This window comes from Mesorhizobium sp. YC-39, assembly GCF_025753795.1.
Lineage (GTDB): Bacteria > Pseudomonadota > Alphaproteobacteria > Rhizobiales > Rhizobiaceae > Mesorhizobium.
Genome location: NZ_JAOWPS010000002.1, coordinates 212,807 through 226,803, shown reverse-complemented (window position 1 = coordinate 226,803; position 13,997 = coordinate 212,807). Strand labels below are relative to the sequence as shown.

At 61.7% G+C, this 13,997-nt stretch carries 12 protein-coding genes; 2 read left to right on the top strand and 10 right to left on the bottom strand.

What is annotated here, in order from left to right; all coding sequences use genetic code 11:
• Positions 1-49 precede the first annotated feature (49 nt).
• Positions 50-607, top strand: a complete 558-nt coding sequence (locus OHD62_RS10585) for a sugar O-acetyltransferase (RefSeq protein ID WP_263782583.1) — start codon at positions 50-52, stop codon at positions 605-607.
• Here OHD62_RS10585 and OHD62_RS10580 read toward each other — a convergent pair.
• The gene (locus OHD62_RS10580; RefSeq protein WP_263782582.1) at positions 594-1,616 is read right to left on the bottom strand and encodes a helix-turn-helix domain-containing protein; all 1,023 of its coding nucleotides are present in this window, start codon (positions 1,614-1,616) and stop codon (positions 594-596) included. The genes OHD62_RS10585 and OHD62_RS10580 overlap by 14 nt on opposite strands.
• Positions 1,617-1,742: 126 nt before the next feature.
• Between OHD62_RS10580 and OHD62_RS10575 the strand changes: the two genes are divergently transcribed.
• Positions 1,743-2,381 carry a cysteine hydrolase family protein gene (locus OHD62_RS10575; RefSeq protein ID WP_263782581.1) on the top strand — a complete coding sequence of 213 codons (639 nt, stop codon included), beginning with the start codon at positions 1,743-1,745 and terminating at the stop codon, positions 2,379-2,381.
• A gap of 71 nt (positions 2,382-2,452) precedes the next feature.
• Here OHD62_RS10575 and OHD62_RS10570 read toward each other — a convergent pair whose 3' ends face one another.
• The 9 genes from OHD62_RS10570 to OHD62_RS10530 all read right to left on the bottom strand — a co-directional run bounded on the left by OHD62_RS10570 (position 2,453) and on the right by OHD62_RS10530 (position 13,795).
• Positions 2,453-4,132 (bottom strand): formate--tetrahydrofolate ligase, encoded by a 1,680-nt coding sequence (locus tag OHD62_RS10570; RefSeq protein ID WP_263782580.1) that lies wholly within the window; start codon positions 4,130-4,132, stop codon positions 2,453-2,455.
• Between the two features lie 319 nt (positions 4,133-4,451).
• Positions 4,452-5,576 carry a DUF2333 family protein gene (locus tag OHD62_RS10565; RefSeq protein WP_263782579.1) on the bottom strand — a complete coding sequence of 375 codons (1,125 nt, stop codon included), beginning with the start codon at positions 5,574-5,576 and terminating at the stop codon, positions 4,452-4,454.
• Between the two features lie 39 nt (positions 5,577-5,615).
• A complete protein-coding gene (locus tag OHD62_RS10560) occupies positions 5,616-6,920 on the bottom strand; it encodes a DUF6638 family protein (RefSeq protein WP_263782578.1) in 1,305 nt (434 codons plus the stop codon).
• A gap of 9 nt (positions 6,921-6,929) precedes the next feature.
• The gene (locus tag OHD62_RS10555) at positions 6,930-8,840 is read right to left on the bottom strand and encodes an AAA family ATPase (RefSeq protein ID WP_263782576.1); all 1,911 of its coding nucleotides are present in this window, start codon (positions 8,838-8,840) and stop codon (positions 6,930-6,932) included.
• Positions 8,841-8,864: 24 nt separating this feature from the next.
• On the bottom strand, positions 8,865-10,010 hold the full coding sequence (locus OHD62_RS10550) for a hypothetical protein (protein ID WP_263782575.1): 1,146 nt from the start codon (positions 10,008-10,010) through the stop codon (positions 8,865-8,867).
• A 35-nt stretch (positions 10,011-10,045) separates the two neighbouring features.
• Positions 10,046-11,134 (bottom strand): hypothetical protein, encoded by a 1,089-nt coding sequence (locus OHD62_RS10545; protein ID WP_263782574.1) that lies wholly within the window; start codon positions 11,132-11,134, stop codon positions 10,046-10,048.
• Positions 11,135-11,434: 300 nt separating this feature from the next.
• On the bottom strand, positions 11,435-11,824 hold the full coding sequence (locus tag OHD62_RS10540) for a c-type cytochrome (RefSeq protein ID WP_263782573.1): 390 nt from the start codon (positions 11,822-11,824) through the stop codon (positions 11,435-11,437).
• A gap of 90 nt (positions 11,825-11,914) precedes the next feature.
• On the bottom strand, positions 11,915-13,120 hold the full coding sequence (locus tag OHD62_RS10535) for a glycosyltransferase (RefSeq protein WP_263782572.1): 1,206 nt from the start codon (positions 13,118-13,120) through the stop codon (positions 11,915-11,917).
• 63 nt (positions 13,121-13,183) lie between these two features.
• Positions 13,184-13,795, bottom strand: coding sequence for a thymidine kinase (locus tag OHD62_RS10530; RefSeq protein WP_263782571.1), 612 nt, complete (start codon positions 13,793-13,795; stop codon positions 13,184-13,186).
• Between the last annotated feature and the right edge of the window lie 202 nt (positions 13,796-13,997).

The following is a 13,997-nucleotide window of genomic DNA, read 5'->3' as shown; positions in this document are numbered from 1 at the left end:
GTTTGGATCGACTGTGCTTTGGAACGATCTTGAGACAGGAGGCGCCGCCATGGCTGGAAGTGAACGCACAAAAATGGCGGCGGGCGAGTGGTATACATGCCTCGATGACGAATTGGAGGCGTTGCGCGTCCTCGCGCGCGATGCGGTTTTCGAACACAACAGTCTGCCACCTGGTCGCCGCGGCAATATCGGCCCCGCCCTGAAATCGCTGCTCGGTACAGCGGGCGAGGGCGCCCGCATCGAGGCGCCGTTCCATTGTGCCTATGGCTTCAACATCTTTCTCGGCGATGGCGTTTTCCTCAACGCCGGCTGCACCATCCTCGATACCGCAACGGTCCGCATCGGCAAGCGGACGCTGCTCGGCCCCAACGTGCAGATCTATTGCGCCGAGCATCACAAGGAGGCAGTAGGACGGCAGGCAGGCCTGGAAATCGCCAGGCCGGTCGAGATCGGCGACAATGCCTGGATCGGCGGCAGCGCCATCATCCTCGGCGGCGTCAGCATCGGCGAGGGGGCAATCGTTGGCGCCGGCAGCGTGGTGACGCGCGACGTGGCCGCGAACACGACCGTGGTCGGCAATCCGGCGCGGGTGATCACACGGCGGTGAGCGCGCCCGCGTTCTGAAGCCGCACGGTTTGGATCGGACGGTCGTTGTTCACCGGGGCGCTTTTCGAGAATTCACGCCGGTATTGCACCGGCGAGATCCTGAGCCGCGCCGCGAAATGCTGGCGTAACGAAGTGGCGCTGCCGAAACCCGCCTCGAAGGCAATTGCATCCATCGGCTGCGCCGTCGACTCGAGCAGCTGTTGCGCCAGTTGGACCCGCTGTTCGATCAACCAGTCGCCGAAACTGGTGCCAACCGATTTCTGAAAGCGGCGCGTGAAGGTTCGGCGGGTGAGGCCGGCGGCTTCGGCAACACTGTCCAGGCTGTGCGGGTCGCCCAGCGTTTTCAGCACTGTATCCAGAGCTTTTGCAAAACGATCGAGGGTCGGAGCCGTCGCCACGGGGCGTTCGATGAACTGCGCCTGTCCGCCTTGCCGATGCGGTGACAGCACGATGCGCCGGGCAAGCCGCAACGCCGCTTCCGCGCCATAACGCGCGCGCACGATGTGGAGGCAGCAGTCGAGCCCGGCGGCGACGCCGGCCGATGTCACGATATCGCCGTCGTCGATGTAAAGCACGTCGGCGTCGACGACGATGTCGGGATAGAGTGCCTGCAACTGGTCGGTATAGGCCCAGTGGGTCGTCGCCCGCTTTCCCGAGAGCAGTCCGGTTGCAGCAATGGCGAAGGTTCCGAGGCACAGGCCGACGATCGACGCGCCGCGCCGATGCGCGCGCCGCAGCGTCTCGGTCAACGCTGGTGGCGGTGGTACTTCGAGATCCCAACTTGGAACGATGATGATGTCGGCGTCATCAAGCGCGGACAGCCCATACGGTACCGTTATGGTCAGTCCGGCATCGGTGCGGATGGGGCTGTTCTCGACCGCACTGACGCGGAAGTCGAAGCGGGGCAGGCCAAGCGCGGTGCGATCCTCACCGAACACCAGGCACGGTACGGAAAGATGGAACGGGCTGATGCCATCGAAGGCTATGGCGGCAACGATCGGGTCGGCCATGAGGAATACCAAGGTGGTTGAGGTCGAATTGTCCCAATTCTTTCGAATAATGTCAATCGGGCCACTTTTGGCTGGTAAGCTGCGGACCTATTCTTGGTCAGTCAATTCAAGCCGAAGGAAAACGCCATGTCTGAACCAGTCACTACCCGCCGGGCGCTGATCGTCGTTGACGTGCAGAACGACTATGATGGCGGCAATCTCGCCATCCAGCACCCGCCGTTCCGCGACAGCGTCGTCAATGTGGCGCACGCGATGGATGCGGCCGCCAAGGCCGGCGTCAAGATCGTGGTCGTCAAGCAGATGGCACCCGAAAATTCACCGATCTTCGCCAAGGGCAGCCATGGCGGCGAGCTGCATCCCGAAATCGCCAGGCGAAGCCGCGACCACCATGTCGAGAAGACCCTGCCGAGCGCTTTCACCGGCACCGATCTCGAGGAGTGGCTGCGCGCCAACGCCATCGATACAATTACGGTCGTCGGCTACATGACGCACAATTGTGACCTGTCGACGGTCATCCACGCCGTCCACATGGGCTTTGCGGTTGAGTTCCTGTCCGACGCGACTGGCTCGGTGCCCTACGCCAACAGTGCCGGTTACGCCTCGGCCGAAGAGATCCATCGTGTGGTGACGATCATCCTGCAGTCGCGCTTTGCGGCCGTCCTCAAGACCGCCGAATGGATCGACGGCCTGAAGACGGGCATCTTGCCGGAGCGCGACACGATCTTCGCCTCCAACCAGCGAGCGCTGGCGCGCAACGCGGCTTAGGAATATCCGCAAACAAAAGGGGCGCCGCAATGATGCGGCGCCCTTTTGGCAGTTTGTATGGCCCGGAAGGTTTAGAACAGGCCTTCGATCTGGCCGATCTCGTTGAGAAAGATCTTTTCCGAGGACGGCGCCTTGGGTAGACCGGGCATGGTCATAACCTCGCCGCAGATGATGACGACGAAGCCGGCGCCAGCCGACAGCCTGACCTCGCGCACCGGCACGGTATGGCCGGTCGGCGCGCCGCGCAAATTCGGGTCGGTCGAGAACGAATACTGCGTCTTGGCCATGCAGACCGGCAGATTGCCGTAGCCGGCCTTCTCCCAGGCGTGGAGCTGGTCGCGCACCGACTTGTCGGCGATCGCTTCGGAGCCGCGATAAATGCGCTGGACGATGGTGTTGATCTTCTCGAACAGCGGCATGGCGTCGGGATAGAGCGGCGCAAACTGCGACGCGCCGGATTCGGCCAGCGCCACCACCTTGTTGGCGAGATCCTCGATGCCGGCCGAGCCCTTGGCCCAGTGCTTGCACAGGATCGCCTCTTCGCCCATCGAGGTGACGTAGTCCTTCATCGCCTGGATTTCGGCGTCGGTATCGGAATAGAAATGGTTGATGGCGACCACCGCCGGCACGCCGAACTGGCGGATGTTCTCGATGTGACGGCCGAGATTGGCGCAGCCCTTCTTCACCGCCTCGATGTTTTCCTTGCCGAGGTCTTCCTTCTTGACACCGCCATTCATCTTCATGGCGCGCACGGTGGCGACGATGACAGCCGCCGCCGGCTTCAGGCCGGCCTTGCGGCACTTGATGTCGAAGAACTTTTCGGCGCCGAGATCGGCGCCGAAGCCGGCCTCGGTAACGACATAGTCGGCGAGCTTCAGTGCTGTCGTGGTGGCGACCACCGAGTTGCAGCCATGGGCGATGTTGGCGAACGGGCCGCCATGGACGAAGGCGGGGTTGTTCTCCAGCGTCTGCACGAGGTTGGGCTGCATGGCGTCCTTCAAGAGCACGGCCATGGCGCCGTCAGCCTTGAGGTCACGGGCATAGACGGCCGACTTGTCGCGGCGATAGGCGACGATAATGTCGCCGAGGCGCCTTTCGAGATCCTTCAGGTCGGTGGCGAGGCACAGGATCGCCATGACTTCGGAAGCGACGGTGATGTCGAAGCCGCCCTCGCGCGGAAAACCGTTGGCGACGCCGCCGAGCGAACAGATGATCTCGCGCAGCGCCCGGTCGTTCATGTCCATGACGCGGCGCCAGACGACGCGACGGGTGTCGATGCCGAGCTCGTTGCCCCAGTAGATGTGGTTGTCGATCAGCGCCGAAAGCAGATTGTGCGCGGTGGTGATGGCGTGGAAATCGCCGGTGAAGTGGAGGTTCATGTCCTCCATCGGCACGACCTGCGCATAGCCGCCGCCGGCAGCACCGCCCTTGACGCCGAAATTCGGTCCGAGCGAGGCCTCGCGGATGCAGACGATGGCTTTCTTGCCGATGCGGTTGAGACCATCGCCGAGGCCCACTGTCGTCGTCGTCTTGCCTTCGCCAGCCGGGGTAGGGTTGATGGCGGTGACGAGGATCAACTTGCCGTCCTTGTTGCCCTTCACCGATTTGATGAATTCGGCGGAAATCTTCGCCTTGTCGTGGCCATAAGGCAAAAGATGCTCGCTCGGGATGCCGATCTTCTGGCCGATCTCCTGGATCTGCTTCTTCTTGGCGGCGCGCGCGATCTCGATGTCGGACTTCACTTCGGCCATGACGGCTTTCCTCTGGATTGGACGGTGGAGGGGACGGGTTCGATCACTGATGCATGTTCGAAACGGCCCGAAGGCGCGTGGGGGCTTGTTCTAACCCTGTCGCTGCCGCGGCGTCAACTTTCATGCAACTATATTTCCTATGAAGAAAGTGCTTCTGCCTGCCGGGTCGACCTGTTCGGGGTCTTTGCGCCCGGTTGTCGCGCCGTATAGAAGCCAGAGGACGCGCCGTTCTGCCGTCTCAAAACAGCCGCACAATGCACGGAATGCGACAGAGGCGACGGCGCAAATTCGCCATCGCCATGCCGCCGAGCAGACGTTGCTATTGCGTCAGGACGTTGCTGATCTCGACCATGTTCGAACGCACACGCAGGATGTAAAAACCCATCGTCGTCAGATGCGTCGGCAACAGCCAGCCGTCCTCGCGGCCATTGGCGATGATGAAAGGCTGGATGCGCAGCGCCGAGACGAACTGCGCGTCCATCGTGTCCCACAGATTCTGCAGGTGCTTTTCCTTGATCACGTCCTCGAAATCGGCCTGTGCACCTTTCATCAGGCCGTAATAGGCATAAAGCTGACCATAGGCGAACCAGAAGCGGTCGTCGGCGCGGGTGTCGAACCAGCCGGCATTGTGCTTTTCGGCGCGCTCCTTGAGGATAGCCGAGGTCGAGCCGATGTCGGACGAGATACGGTCGACATACTGCTTCAGATTGTCGGCACGGGCATCGAACGTCGCCTGACAGGTGGCCAGCCGGGCATTGAAGGCGCGCAGCTTGCGCACCGCGTCGCGATAATAGCTCGGTGTCGGTGTCTTCGGACCGAACGGGCTCAAGCCGAAGTACCAGGTGTATTCGTCGAACTGCAGATTGCCGCGCGCATCCTGCAGGTCGGCATCGATCTGCGAGGTGGTGCGGACGCGGCCGAGATTGTCGGCAAGCTCGGTCGCCGTGCGCCGCACCGCCTGGTTGATGCCGCGCTGGAACGAGGCCTTGTTGTCCATCCACGGCGTGTGGTCCCAGTCGACGCCGAACAGGCCGAGCTTGTAGAGGATCATCGACGAGATCCAGGCATTCTGGTTAACGTTGAAATCGGTCAGATCGGCCGCCACCTGGGCTATGCCCGAGTTTCCGCAGGTTCTGGCGGTGTCGGTGCCGGCGCCTGCCGTTGTCTGCTCGCCAGCCGAGATGTTGCGCTTCTCAAACGTATAGGTGTCGGGATAGTTCGGGTTGAAATTGTTCCACCATTGGGTGGCGTAGAAGAAATTGGCATAGAGGCCGATCAGCACGAGCAAAGCGAGGCCGAGCACCGCCTTCAGGATCCAGCCGCGCTGCGTGTACCAGCGTCCGGCCCATAGGAACGGCCACAGGATCACGCCGATGACGACGCCGATGCCGCGGCCGATCCACTGGAAAATCCAGGTGAAGAAGTTCACGATCGGATCAAGCATGGCGATGTCACCCCTCAGTCTGTCAAACGTTCAATCAATTCAATCAGTCAGGCCGTAGAGGCGTGAGCGAAACGCCACCTTGTCTTTCAGATATGTGGTTTTCAAAACGTCCACAACATGCGATCGCCAGGCGTCGCTGTAGCTGTCAAAGTCCTTGTAGAAGCCCGGCTTGTTGAAGACGTAGCGCGAGACGAAGTCCTGCGGCACGAAATCCGAGATCAACTGGTTGGTCAACCAGGCGTCGGGATGGTCGGGCTTGGCTCGGATCACCAGGAAGCGCTGCTGCGGGAACACGTCCTCGATCTTGAGGTGGCCGAGCTGGGCGATCTCGCGCTTGGCAGCGTTGAGGAAAGGAAAATTGCCGTCTCTGGTGATCAGGTCGGTATGGCCGTGGATCCAGGTCTGCAGCCAGACCTTGTCGACGTCGGTCAGATTGCGGTCGGGCTCGGTGTCGCGGATCAGCGCGCGCACCACCATTTCGGCGCGATGTTCGAGATAGCCCGAGGTTTCGATCCATGAGGCGCGCGGCAGTTCGATGCGGCCGGTCGCGGCGAGGAATTTGAACACCTTGTCGGCATCATTGATCGAGAGATAGCTCACCTGCCACGGCCGCGAGCGGCGGAAGCCGGGTGCGGCCGGGTCACTGATGACGGTCGTCATGTCGGGGTCGACAAACACATAAAGCCCGCCGAAATGGCTGGTCCAGTAGGCGTTGTGGCGAAAGATCACCTGATCCGGCACCAGTGCGTTCTCGCGGATGTCGCCGCAGATCTTGGCCAGCTCCACCATGCGGGTCAGCATGGCGTTGTCGCGCCAGGCGTCCGGCTCCTGCTTCAGCCGATCGACGAGCTTGCCGAGTTCGGCCGCCTTGCCGAGTACATCCTCCGCCGACAGCACCTTGAACTCGACCTGGTTGATCGACAGCAGATCCTCGATGTCGTTGACCCTGGGGACCGAATCCTCGATCTCGCCATAGATGACATCCTTGATGGTCAGCGCGTCGATGGCGCGCTGGTTCTTCGACATGAACTCGAACATCAGTTGCGAGGTGTTGGAAAAGGCCGTGTGCACGACCGGCAGGTCGATCTGCGACGGCGTCAGGATGATGAAGCGGCGGTTGACCTCATTGGGGTCGAGATAGCCATAGTCGCCGCATTCCTCGGCCACCTCGGGCGAAAAGCCGGTGCGGTCGATGTCGAAGCTCTTGAGCTTCGTCGGCTGCAGGCCGAAGGCAGCAAGCGCCTTGTTGTAGCGCTGGATGAGATGCGGCTCGTCGACCGTCAGCAGCCGGCCATAGATCAGCTCATTGTCGCGCAAAAGGTCGGGTTTCTTGGCGGGGGTCATTGCGTACCTTTACGCATTCCACAGCCCCTTCTTCTTCATCTCCTCGATCTCGCGCACCGCGCGGTCGCGCAGGCGGGTGTCGCGGATCATCTTGGTCACCGCCGCGTCGTCGGACTTGTCGGAATAGCGGAACTCGGAATCGGCGTAGCGGTTGATCTCCTGCATGACCATGTCCATCGAGAACGGGCCGCGCAGTTCCTCGATCATCGCTTTCTTATCGTCATAGCCCTTGTGCATGAAGACTTCCGGCTTCTCGAACCACTCGTCGGGAAGCTCGATGTCCATGGCGCGCATCTTGATCGCATCGGTGACGTTCTTGATGGCCCGGCCGGTGAAGCGCGGCTCGGCGTCCTTGATCATGTGCAAATAGGTGCCGATGTCGGCCATCGACTTCGGCGCGCCATTCTCCTTCATGTAGCGTTCATAGACCTTCATCAAGCCGTCTTCCTGTGGCTTCTCGTGCTCCTCATAGGCTTCCATCACCGCGCGCTGGATCTCTTGGGCGGCATAGAGCTTGTGGTCGCCGAGCGGTATTTTGTGGTTCTTCCCGGCCAGCAGCACGAAGATGTCGATATAATCGTCGCGGCTCTGCGGCCCGTCGACCAGCCAGCGGGCGCCGGCGCGCTGGCGCAACGCATCATCGACGTTTTCGGGATAATTGGAAAACATGCCGAACGAGCAATTGCCGCGTACGACGGTCGACGCACCGGCAAAGGCGTCCATCAAGACGCCGGTGATTTCCTGCTGGCCGGCCGAGGCGCGGTCGTCGGAGCGGCGCGCCGCCACCTGATCGATATCGTCGATGGTGCCGAAGCCGATGACCCGCGGGTTCAAGACATTGTTGATGAACTGGCGGCAATTCTGGCCCGACTTGCCCTGGTAGGAGGAAATCTGGTCGACGCCGAAGTTCTCGTAGGCGAAGGGATAGCCGGCGACCTGGCAGTAACCGCTGACGAGGCCCGCGATCATCTGGATCAGCGTCGTCTTGCCGGTACCGGGCGCGCCGTCGCCGATGAAGGTGAAGAGGAAGCCGCCAAGCTCGACGAAGGGGTTCAGCTCGCGGTCGAAATCATAGGTCATCAGCATCTTGGCGAGCTTGACCGACTGGTATTTGGCGATGTGGTTGCCGACGACCTCTTCCGGTTTCTTGAAGGTCATCACCAGCGGTTTCGAACGCTTGCCGGGCGCCACGTCGAAGCCGTCGAGGGTGAAATCGTCGACGTCGATGCGGATATGCGCGTTCTCGAACGGGCCGATGCCGTCGAAACGGCCCTTTCGCGCCAAAAGTCCGTCGATGGCGACGCGGGCAAAGGCACGCGCCCGGGTCATCAGCTCGGCATCGTCCTTCGCGCCGGATATCGCCCTGTCGAGACCGGCCAGGATCGACTTCACCGCATCCTGCTGCGTGTCGAACAGGAAGTCCGGCTCGGGCGTGTCGTTGGGTGCCTCGCCGTCGCTGTCGATGAGCTGGAACAGATAGGAAGCGAGGCTGAAGGCGGAAATGTAGGCCGAGGCCGACAGAAGTCTCTTGAAGGTGGCGGCTTCGTCGCCTTCGAGCGGGGCGCGGGCATTTTTTGCCTGCAAGCTTTCAAGGTCGGAGCCTTCGGCGAAGACGTCGGATATGGCCAGCGCTATGGCCGCGCCGCGCCGGGCGCGAAACAAGAGCGTATGCTGCGCAATGCTGAGCAATTGGTCGTCGGGATGGACGGCGGCGACGGTCTTGGCAAGCTCGACCTCGCGCGTGCGCCGCACCGAGCCGACCGAGACGGTCGAGACGAAGCGACGGTTGGTGCCGGCCAGCTCTGTGCCGTATTCGCGCGACGGATCCTCCAGCACGACGATGCGGGTAATGAAGCTCTGCGCGGTGGCACGGTGCTTTTCGATTGCCGCTTCCGAAATCGTGGTCAGGCCGGTGTCCATGAAGGATACTCCGCGGTTTGACGGTCAGACGTCGCTGATGACCTGTCCCTTGGACAGGATGTGGACCTTGTAGCCGGAAAAGATCTTCTGCGCCTCGCCGGCGGCGTAGAGCGCCTGATAGGCCTCGTGCGGGATCAGCGCATGGTTCTCGTAGCTCGACACGCCTTGGCGCGCGGCTTCCAGGTCGTCGGTGTTGATGAAGAATTCCTGCGTCGTCTTCTCGCTCGAAAACAGACCCTTGCGGCCGGGCTTCTCGGCCTTTGAATAGACTTCCTGAATGGTCCAGGTCAAAAGCCAGGCATTTTCGGGCTTGCGCACCTTGGCGAGCACCTCGGTGACCGTCGAATTGTTGTCGGTGATCCCCGAGGAATAGAAGGGGCCGAGCACGACGCGGCGCAATTGCTTGGGGTGCAGCGGCTCGAAATCCTTGTCGAGGTTCACGGCAATCGTCGCCGGCGACAGCGTATAGGCCGAGTTCTTCTCGGTGAAGTCGTCGAAGCGATGGGCAAGCTCGGGATTGAGCAGGCCGTCGACCGGCAGTGGGATGTCCACCTGGTCATTGAGCTTGCCATTTTCGTCGACAAGCTGGCGGATCATCGTCTCGGAGGAATCCTCCACCGTCGCCATATAGACCAGCGGCAGATTGGCGCTGCCGTCGAAGGCGGCCCAGTGAACCAGATAATAGGGTCGCCCGGTCTTCGGATTGACCGAGACCTTTGCCGTCTGCGCCAGGGTGAACGGGCCGAAGGTGGTCTCGCTTTTCACGTCCTCGAGGTAGAGCCGCTCGGCCATCGATTTCTGCAGCGCTTCGGGGAACTCCTTGTGGCGCAGGATGAAGTCGGCCATTTCCTCGCGCAACTCGCCGGCCAGCGGGATGTTGGCAAGCCGTGCATCTGCCTGGCGACGATCGTTCTCCAATTCGAGCAGGTTCTGGAAGACCGGAAAGCCGCTTTCGGCGCGTGAGATGCGGAACGTGTCCATGAAGCCCAGCCGGTTGCGCCAGCAGGAAAAGGACTTGTCGAGCCGCGCGATGTATTCGGCGACGATCTTGGCGACGATGCCGTGCCGGTAGAGCGGCGAGCGGTCGTCGCGCATGAACACTTCGAGGCCGCTAAGCGCCGCCGTGATCGCCGAGAAATAGCGCGCAGCCGCTTCGTTTTCGGGGGTCATGCAGCCAGCCTTAGAGTGCGATGCGCGTGCAGCAATTACGACTGCACGTAATTAGCCGAATTGTGCTTCTTCATCACGTCGTCGAAGCGGCGGGCGAAGGCATCATCGGCCAGCTTCTTGCGGCGCTGGATGTCGGCGGTGGCCACCATATTCTTCTCGTGCATTTCGAGGAGATCGCCAATGTGCTTCTGCGAGGCAGCCCCGATACCGGCCATGGTTTCTTCGGCAGTGTTGTCGACCTGGCTGCCCAGCGTGTTGATCTTGTGGGCGACGTCCTGCTGCGCGGCGGTCTTCAGCGAATCTTCCAGCGCCTTGTAGAGCACGATGCGCTGCTCGGTATCGATGGTCAGCTTGTTGATCAGCGTCGACTGCGCCGCGATCTGGTTGTTGAGCGAATCGACGAAGGTCTGGAACATCGAGGTGTAGCGTTCCAGCGTCTGGCTTTCGGCGAGCAGCTCCTGCTCCTTGGCCTGCTTCTCATTGTATTCCGTGGCCAGTTTCGAGCGCTCGCCCTCAAGCTGCGTGCGCTCCTTCTGGCTGGTCGAGGCGGCGATCTTGTTCTCGATGTCGAGCAGCATCGGGTTCAATTCCTCGATGCGTTTCTGGACAGCCTCGAGATTGGACATGGTGGTCTTGCGACGCTCGATCACCTGGGCGAGGCTGGCCTCGGAGGTCTTGTAACGCTGGTCGAGAACCTCCTTCTGCGCCTTGAGGATGCCGACGATGGTGTCGGATTTCGCCAGAAGCTCCTGCAGATTGCCGGCCAGCGACATGTTGCGGACACGGTCGGTGCGCATGCGCTGCTTGCTTTGATCTGAAAAGATGCCGATGAAGTTTTCCCAGCCGGTGTAGTTCTTCATGCTCTCGAATTCGGCGCCAAAAACGTTGGTGGCGTCCTCCAGCCCGATAATCAGGTCGGCGATGTTGCCTTCCATGATCTTCTGCTGCTTCAGCACGTCCTCGATGCGAGCGTTTTCGAGATCGAAATTGGCGTCGCCGATCTTCTTGTCGGTCTTGGCGAGCGTGTCGAGCACGGTGCCGGATTGCTCGATCTTGGTGCGCATGTCCTGCACAACTTGCTTGGTCTTGGCAATTTCGGCATCGAAATTCTGCAATGTCGCCATGGAGGCCTCCCGCTTCGGCATCAGGTCGCTGAGTGCGAACAGCGGCGAATATATGTGGGGCTTCCAAGGATTGAAAGATCGAAGACAGGACGCGGCGCGAAAACAAAAAACCGCACTCGCCTTGAATGAGAGGATCACTGCACCAATACTGGGTCGCCTGGTGCCTTTCATTTACCAAAGGACTTCTGCGCGGCCGGACCGACAATGAAGCACGCAATTTCCGCCTGCGCCCCTTCCTTCAAATTTGCAAAACAATGAAGGAACTCCACCAATGGCGGTGGCCAAGCCGAACCGAAAGGCTCAGGGCTTGGGATCTGCCTTCAGGTAGGCAATGACATTGGCGATGTCGTCGTCGCTGGTGAGGCCCGTGAAGCCCATCTTGTTGCCGGGGACCTTTTGCCGGGGCGCGCGCAGATATTCGGCAAGGTTCGCCTCGTCCCAGATCAGGCCGGCGGCGCCCGCGTCCTTCATCGCCTGCGAGTAGCGGCTGAGGAAGCTCTGCGCGGTGCCAGCGATGCGGCCGACGACGCCCATCAGATGCGGGCCGACCTTGTCGCGGTCGGTCGCAGCCTCGTGGCAGGCCAGGCATCGGTTGAAAACCTTCTTGCCGAGGACGGCATCGCCGCCGGCATGTGCGGCAAGGACGCCGGCAAGGAGAAAGACACCGGCGAACGAAATGGCTCGAAACATTGCTGATCCCGACAAGTTCTGGCTGAAGCTGCCAAAATAAGCAGCAGGCCTTAACAAACGCCGCATGCTGCGGGATTGCGGAAGACAGGCTCAACCCGGCCGGCGCGCCTCCAGACTTTCGAGCGCCTGCAGGATTACCTGTTCGATAGCCGCCAGCGAATGCCTGTCGCGGACGAAGGCCCGGCCGGCGTTGGCCATCGCGGCGGCGCGCTGCGGCTCCGCGGCGAGTGCCGTGATCTTCGCGGCAAGCTCGCAGGCGTCGCGGCCGGACAGGAAATGCGTGCCGGCTTCGAGGCCAAGGCCCTCGACAGCCTTTTCTGTCGCGCAGACGACCAGTCCCGCGGCCATCGCTTCCAGCGCCTTGATGCGGGTTCCGCCGCCGAACCTGAGCGGGATCGGCGCATAGCCGGCACGGCCAAGCAGATCCGGCACGTGCGGCGGGTTCTCGACAAGATGCAGCCCGTGCGTTGCGCAGACATGGCGCACGATGTCGCGCGGATTCTTTCCGGCGACGGTGATCGACCAGCGCTGACCGGACGCCACCAGGCGTGGCACCATCTTGCGGCCGATCTGCTTGACCGCGTCGATGTTGGGGAAATAGCCGAGATGACCGATGAAGCAGAGGCGGAGCTCTTCGTAGCGCCGGGCGGCAATCGGCAGGGAAAGCACGGTCTCGTCGGGGATGGGATTGGCGATCACTTTGATGTCGATCACCTTGCTGCCGGACGCCTTGATGCCATCGATCGGTCCCAGCGCCGCCCGGTCGGCCTCCGAACAGACCCAGACCTGGTCGGCTGTCTTGACGGCGAGGATATCGGCTTCGCGCGCCTGGGCCATCCTGCGGTGGTGCTCGCGAAAGCGCCACCAGCGCTGCCATAGGGACAGCGAGCCGATGCGGTCCGCCACCGTGCGCGAATCGACATTGTGCAGGTCGATGACGGTCTGTCCGCCATGCTCATGCGCGAGCGCCAGCAATTGCGAAAGTGCGATGTCTTCGATCACCACGAGGTCGGGCGCGAACGCTTTCCAGATCGAGGCTGCTTCGGCCAATTCATCGGCCGGGATCACATGTACGGTCGGGTGTGGGCTGCGTCTGTGCCAGGGGCCGCGGCCGCGTGCTGCCTCGATGATCCGGTGCCGGATGTTCGGCGGCAGCGCCGGCGCGGGCGCGCCGGTGAAGCTAACGATCAGAACCTCGCCCAGCCCTGCGAGCGCCCGCGCATTGGCGGCGTTCCGGATCTCACCGCCGGACACCGGCGGAAACGGACAATCAACCGTGAACTGAAGAATTTTCATGTTGCCCCCGCACGCATCGTAATCGGAGGCGAATGAAACCGGAATAGGTAGCGGTCAGGCCTTTCAGCCCTTGGTGAAGCCGATAAAGTCGTCAGGCGCGGCGCGGCCCATTTCTTCCTCCCAGTGGCGGCGACAGAGCGAGACATAGACGTCCTTGCCGATCGCCACCTGTTCGCCCTGCCTTGCCACCTTGCCGTCCGGACCGAGGCGCACCACCATCGTCGCCTTGCGGCCGCAGCGGCAGATGGTGCGCACCTCGCGCAATTCATCGGCGATCGCCAGAAGAGCGCGCGAGCCGGAAAACAGCTTGCCCTGGAAATCGGTGCGCAGGCCGTAGCACATGACCGGGATGTTCAACCGGTCGGTGATGCGGGCGAGCTGCCACACCTGCTCCTCTTCGAGGAATTGCGCTTCGTCGACGAAGACGCAATGCACTGTCGTATGGTCATTATGCTCGGCGACGCGAGCGAACAGATCATCGCCATCGCGGAACATCTCGGCTTCCGTCTCCAGGCCGATGCGCGACGAGATCAGGCCGGTATCGCCCTTGCGGTAGTGGCCGGCGACGAACAGCATCGTGGTCATGCCGCGCTCGCGGTAATTGTACGACGCCTGCAAGAGCATCGTCGTCTTGCCGGCATTCATCGTCGCATAGTGGAAGTAAAGCTTGGCCATGCCGCCCTTTTAAGCCGACTTGTCCTGGCGCGGGGAGGGGGCGTCCCGACATTCCACCAGAAAAGGGCATTTCATCGGAGAAATTCCTGCCTGACCGGAGAAATTCCTGCTTAAAAAGCGGCAAGCGTGTCGCTGATCGGCCAGCCCGCGCCGTTGATCGTGATTGCCTTAGTGCTTGAAACTGCACCAGAATGGTGTTTGG

Excerpts from the sequence above, each read along its gene's own strand:
- OHD62_RS10535 (WP_263782572.1), bottom strand. The coding sequence starts at position 13,120 with ATGAAAATTCTTCAGTTCACGGTTGATTGTCCGTTTCCGCCGGTGTCC.
- OHD62_RS10570 (WP_263782580.1), bottom strand. The coding sequence starts at position 4,132 with ATGGCCGAAGTGAAGTCCGACATCGAGATCGCGCGCGCCGCCAAGAAG.
- OHD62_RS10565 (WP_263782579.1), bottom strand. The coding sequence starts at position 5,576 with ATGCTTGATCCGATCGTGAACTTCTTCACCTGGATTTTCCAGTGGATC.
- OHD62_RS10585 (WP_263782583.1), top strand. The coding sequence starts at position 50 with ATGGCTGGAAGTGAACGCACAAAAATGGCGGCGGGCGAGTGGTATACA.
- OHD62_RS10560 (WP_263782578.1), bottom strand. The coding sequence starts at position 6,920 with ATGACCCCCGCCAAGAAACCCGACCTTTTGCGCGACAATGAGCTGATC.
- OHD62_RS10545 (WP_263782574.1), bottom strand. The coding sequence starts at position 11,134 with ATGGCGACATTGCAGAATTTCGATGCCGAAATTGCCAAGACCAAGCAA.
- OHD62_RS10540 (WP_263782573.1), bottom strand. The coding sequence starts at position 11,824 with ATGTTTCGAGCCATTTCGTTCGCCGGTGTCTTTCTCCTTGCCGGCGTC.
- OHD62_RS10555 (WP_263782576.1), bottom strand. The coding sequence starts at position 8,840 with ATGGACACCGGCCTGACCACGATTTCGGAAGCGGCAATCGAAAAGCAC.
- OHD62_RS10530 (WP_263782571.1), bottom strand. The coding sequence starts at position 13,795 with ATGGCCAAGCTTTACTTCCACTATGCGACGATGAATGCCGGCAAGACG.
- OHD62_RS10550 (WP_263782575.1), bottom strand. The coding sequence starts at position 10,010 with ATGACCCCCGAAAACGAAGCGGCTGCGCGCTATTTCTCGGCGATCACG.
- OHD62_RS10575 (WP_263782581.1), top strand. The coding sequence starts at position 1,743 with ATGTCTGAACCAGTCACTACCCGCCGGGCGCTGATCGTCGTTGACGTG.
- OHD62_RS10580 (WP_263782582.1), bottom strand. The coding sequence starts at position 1,616 with ATGGCCGACCCGATCGTTGCCGCCATAGCCTTCGATGGCATCAGCCCG.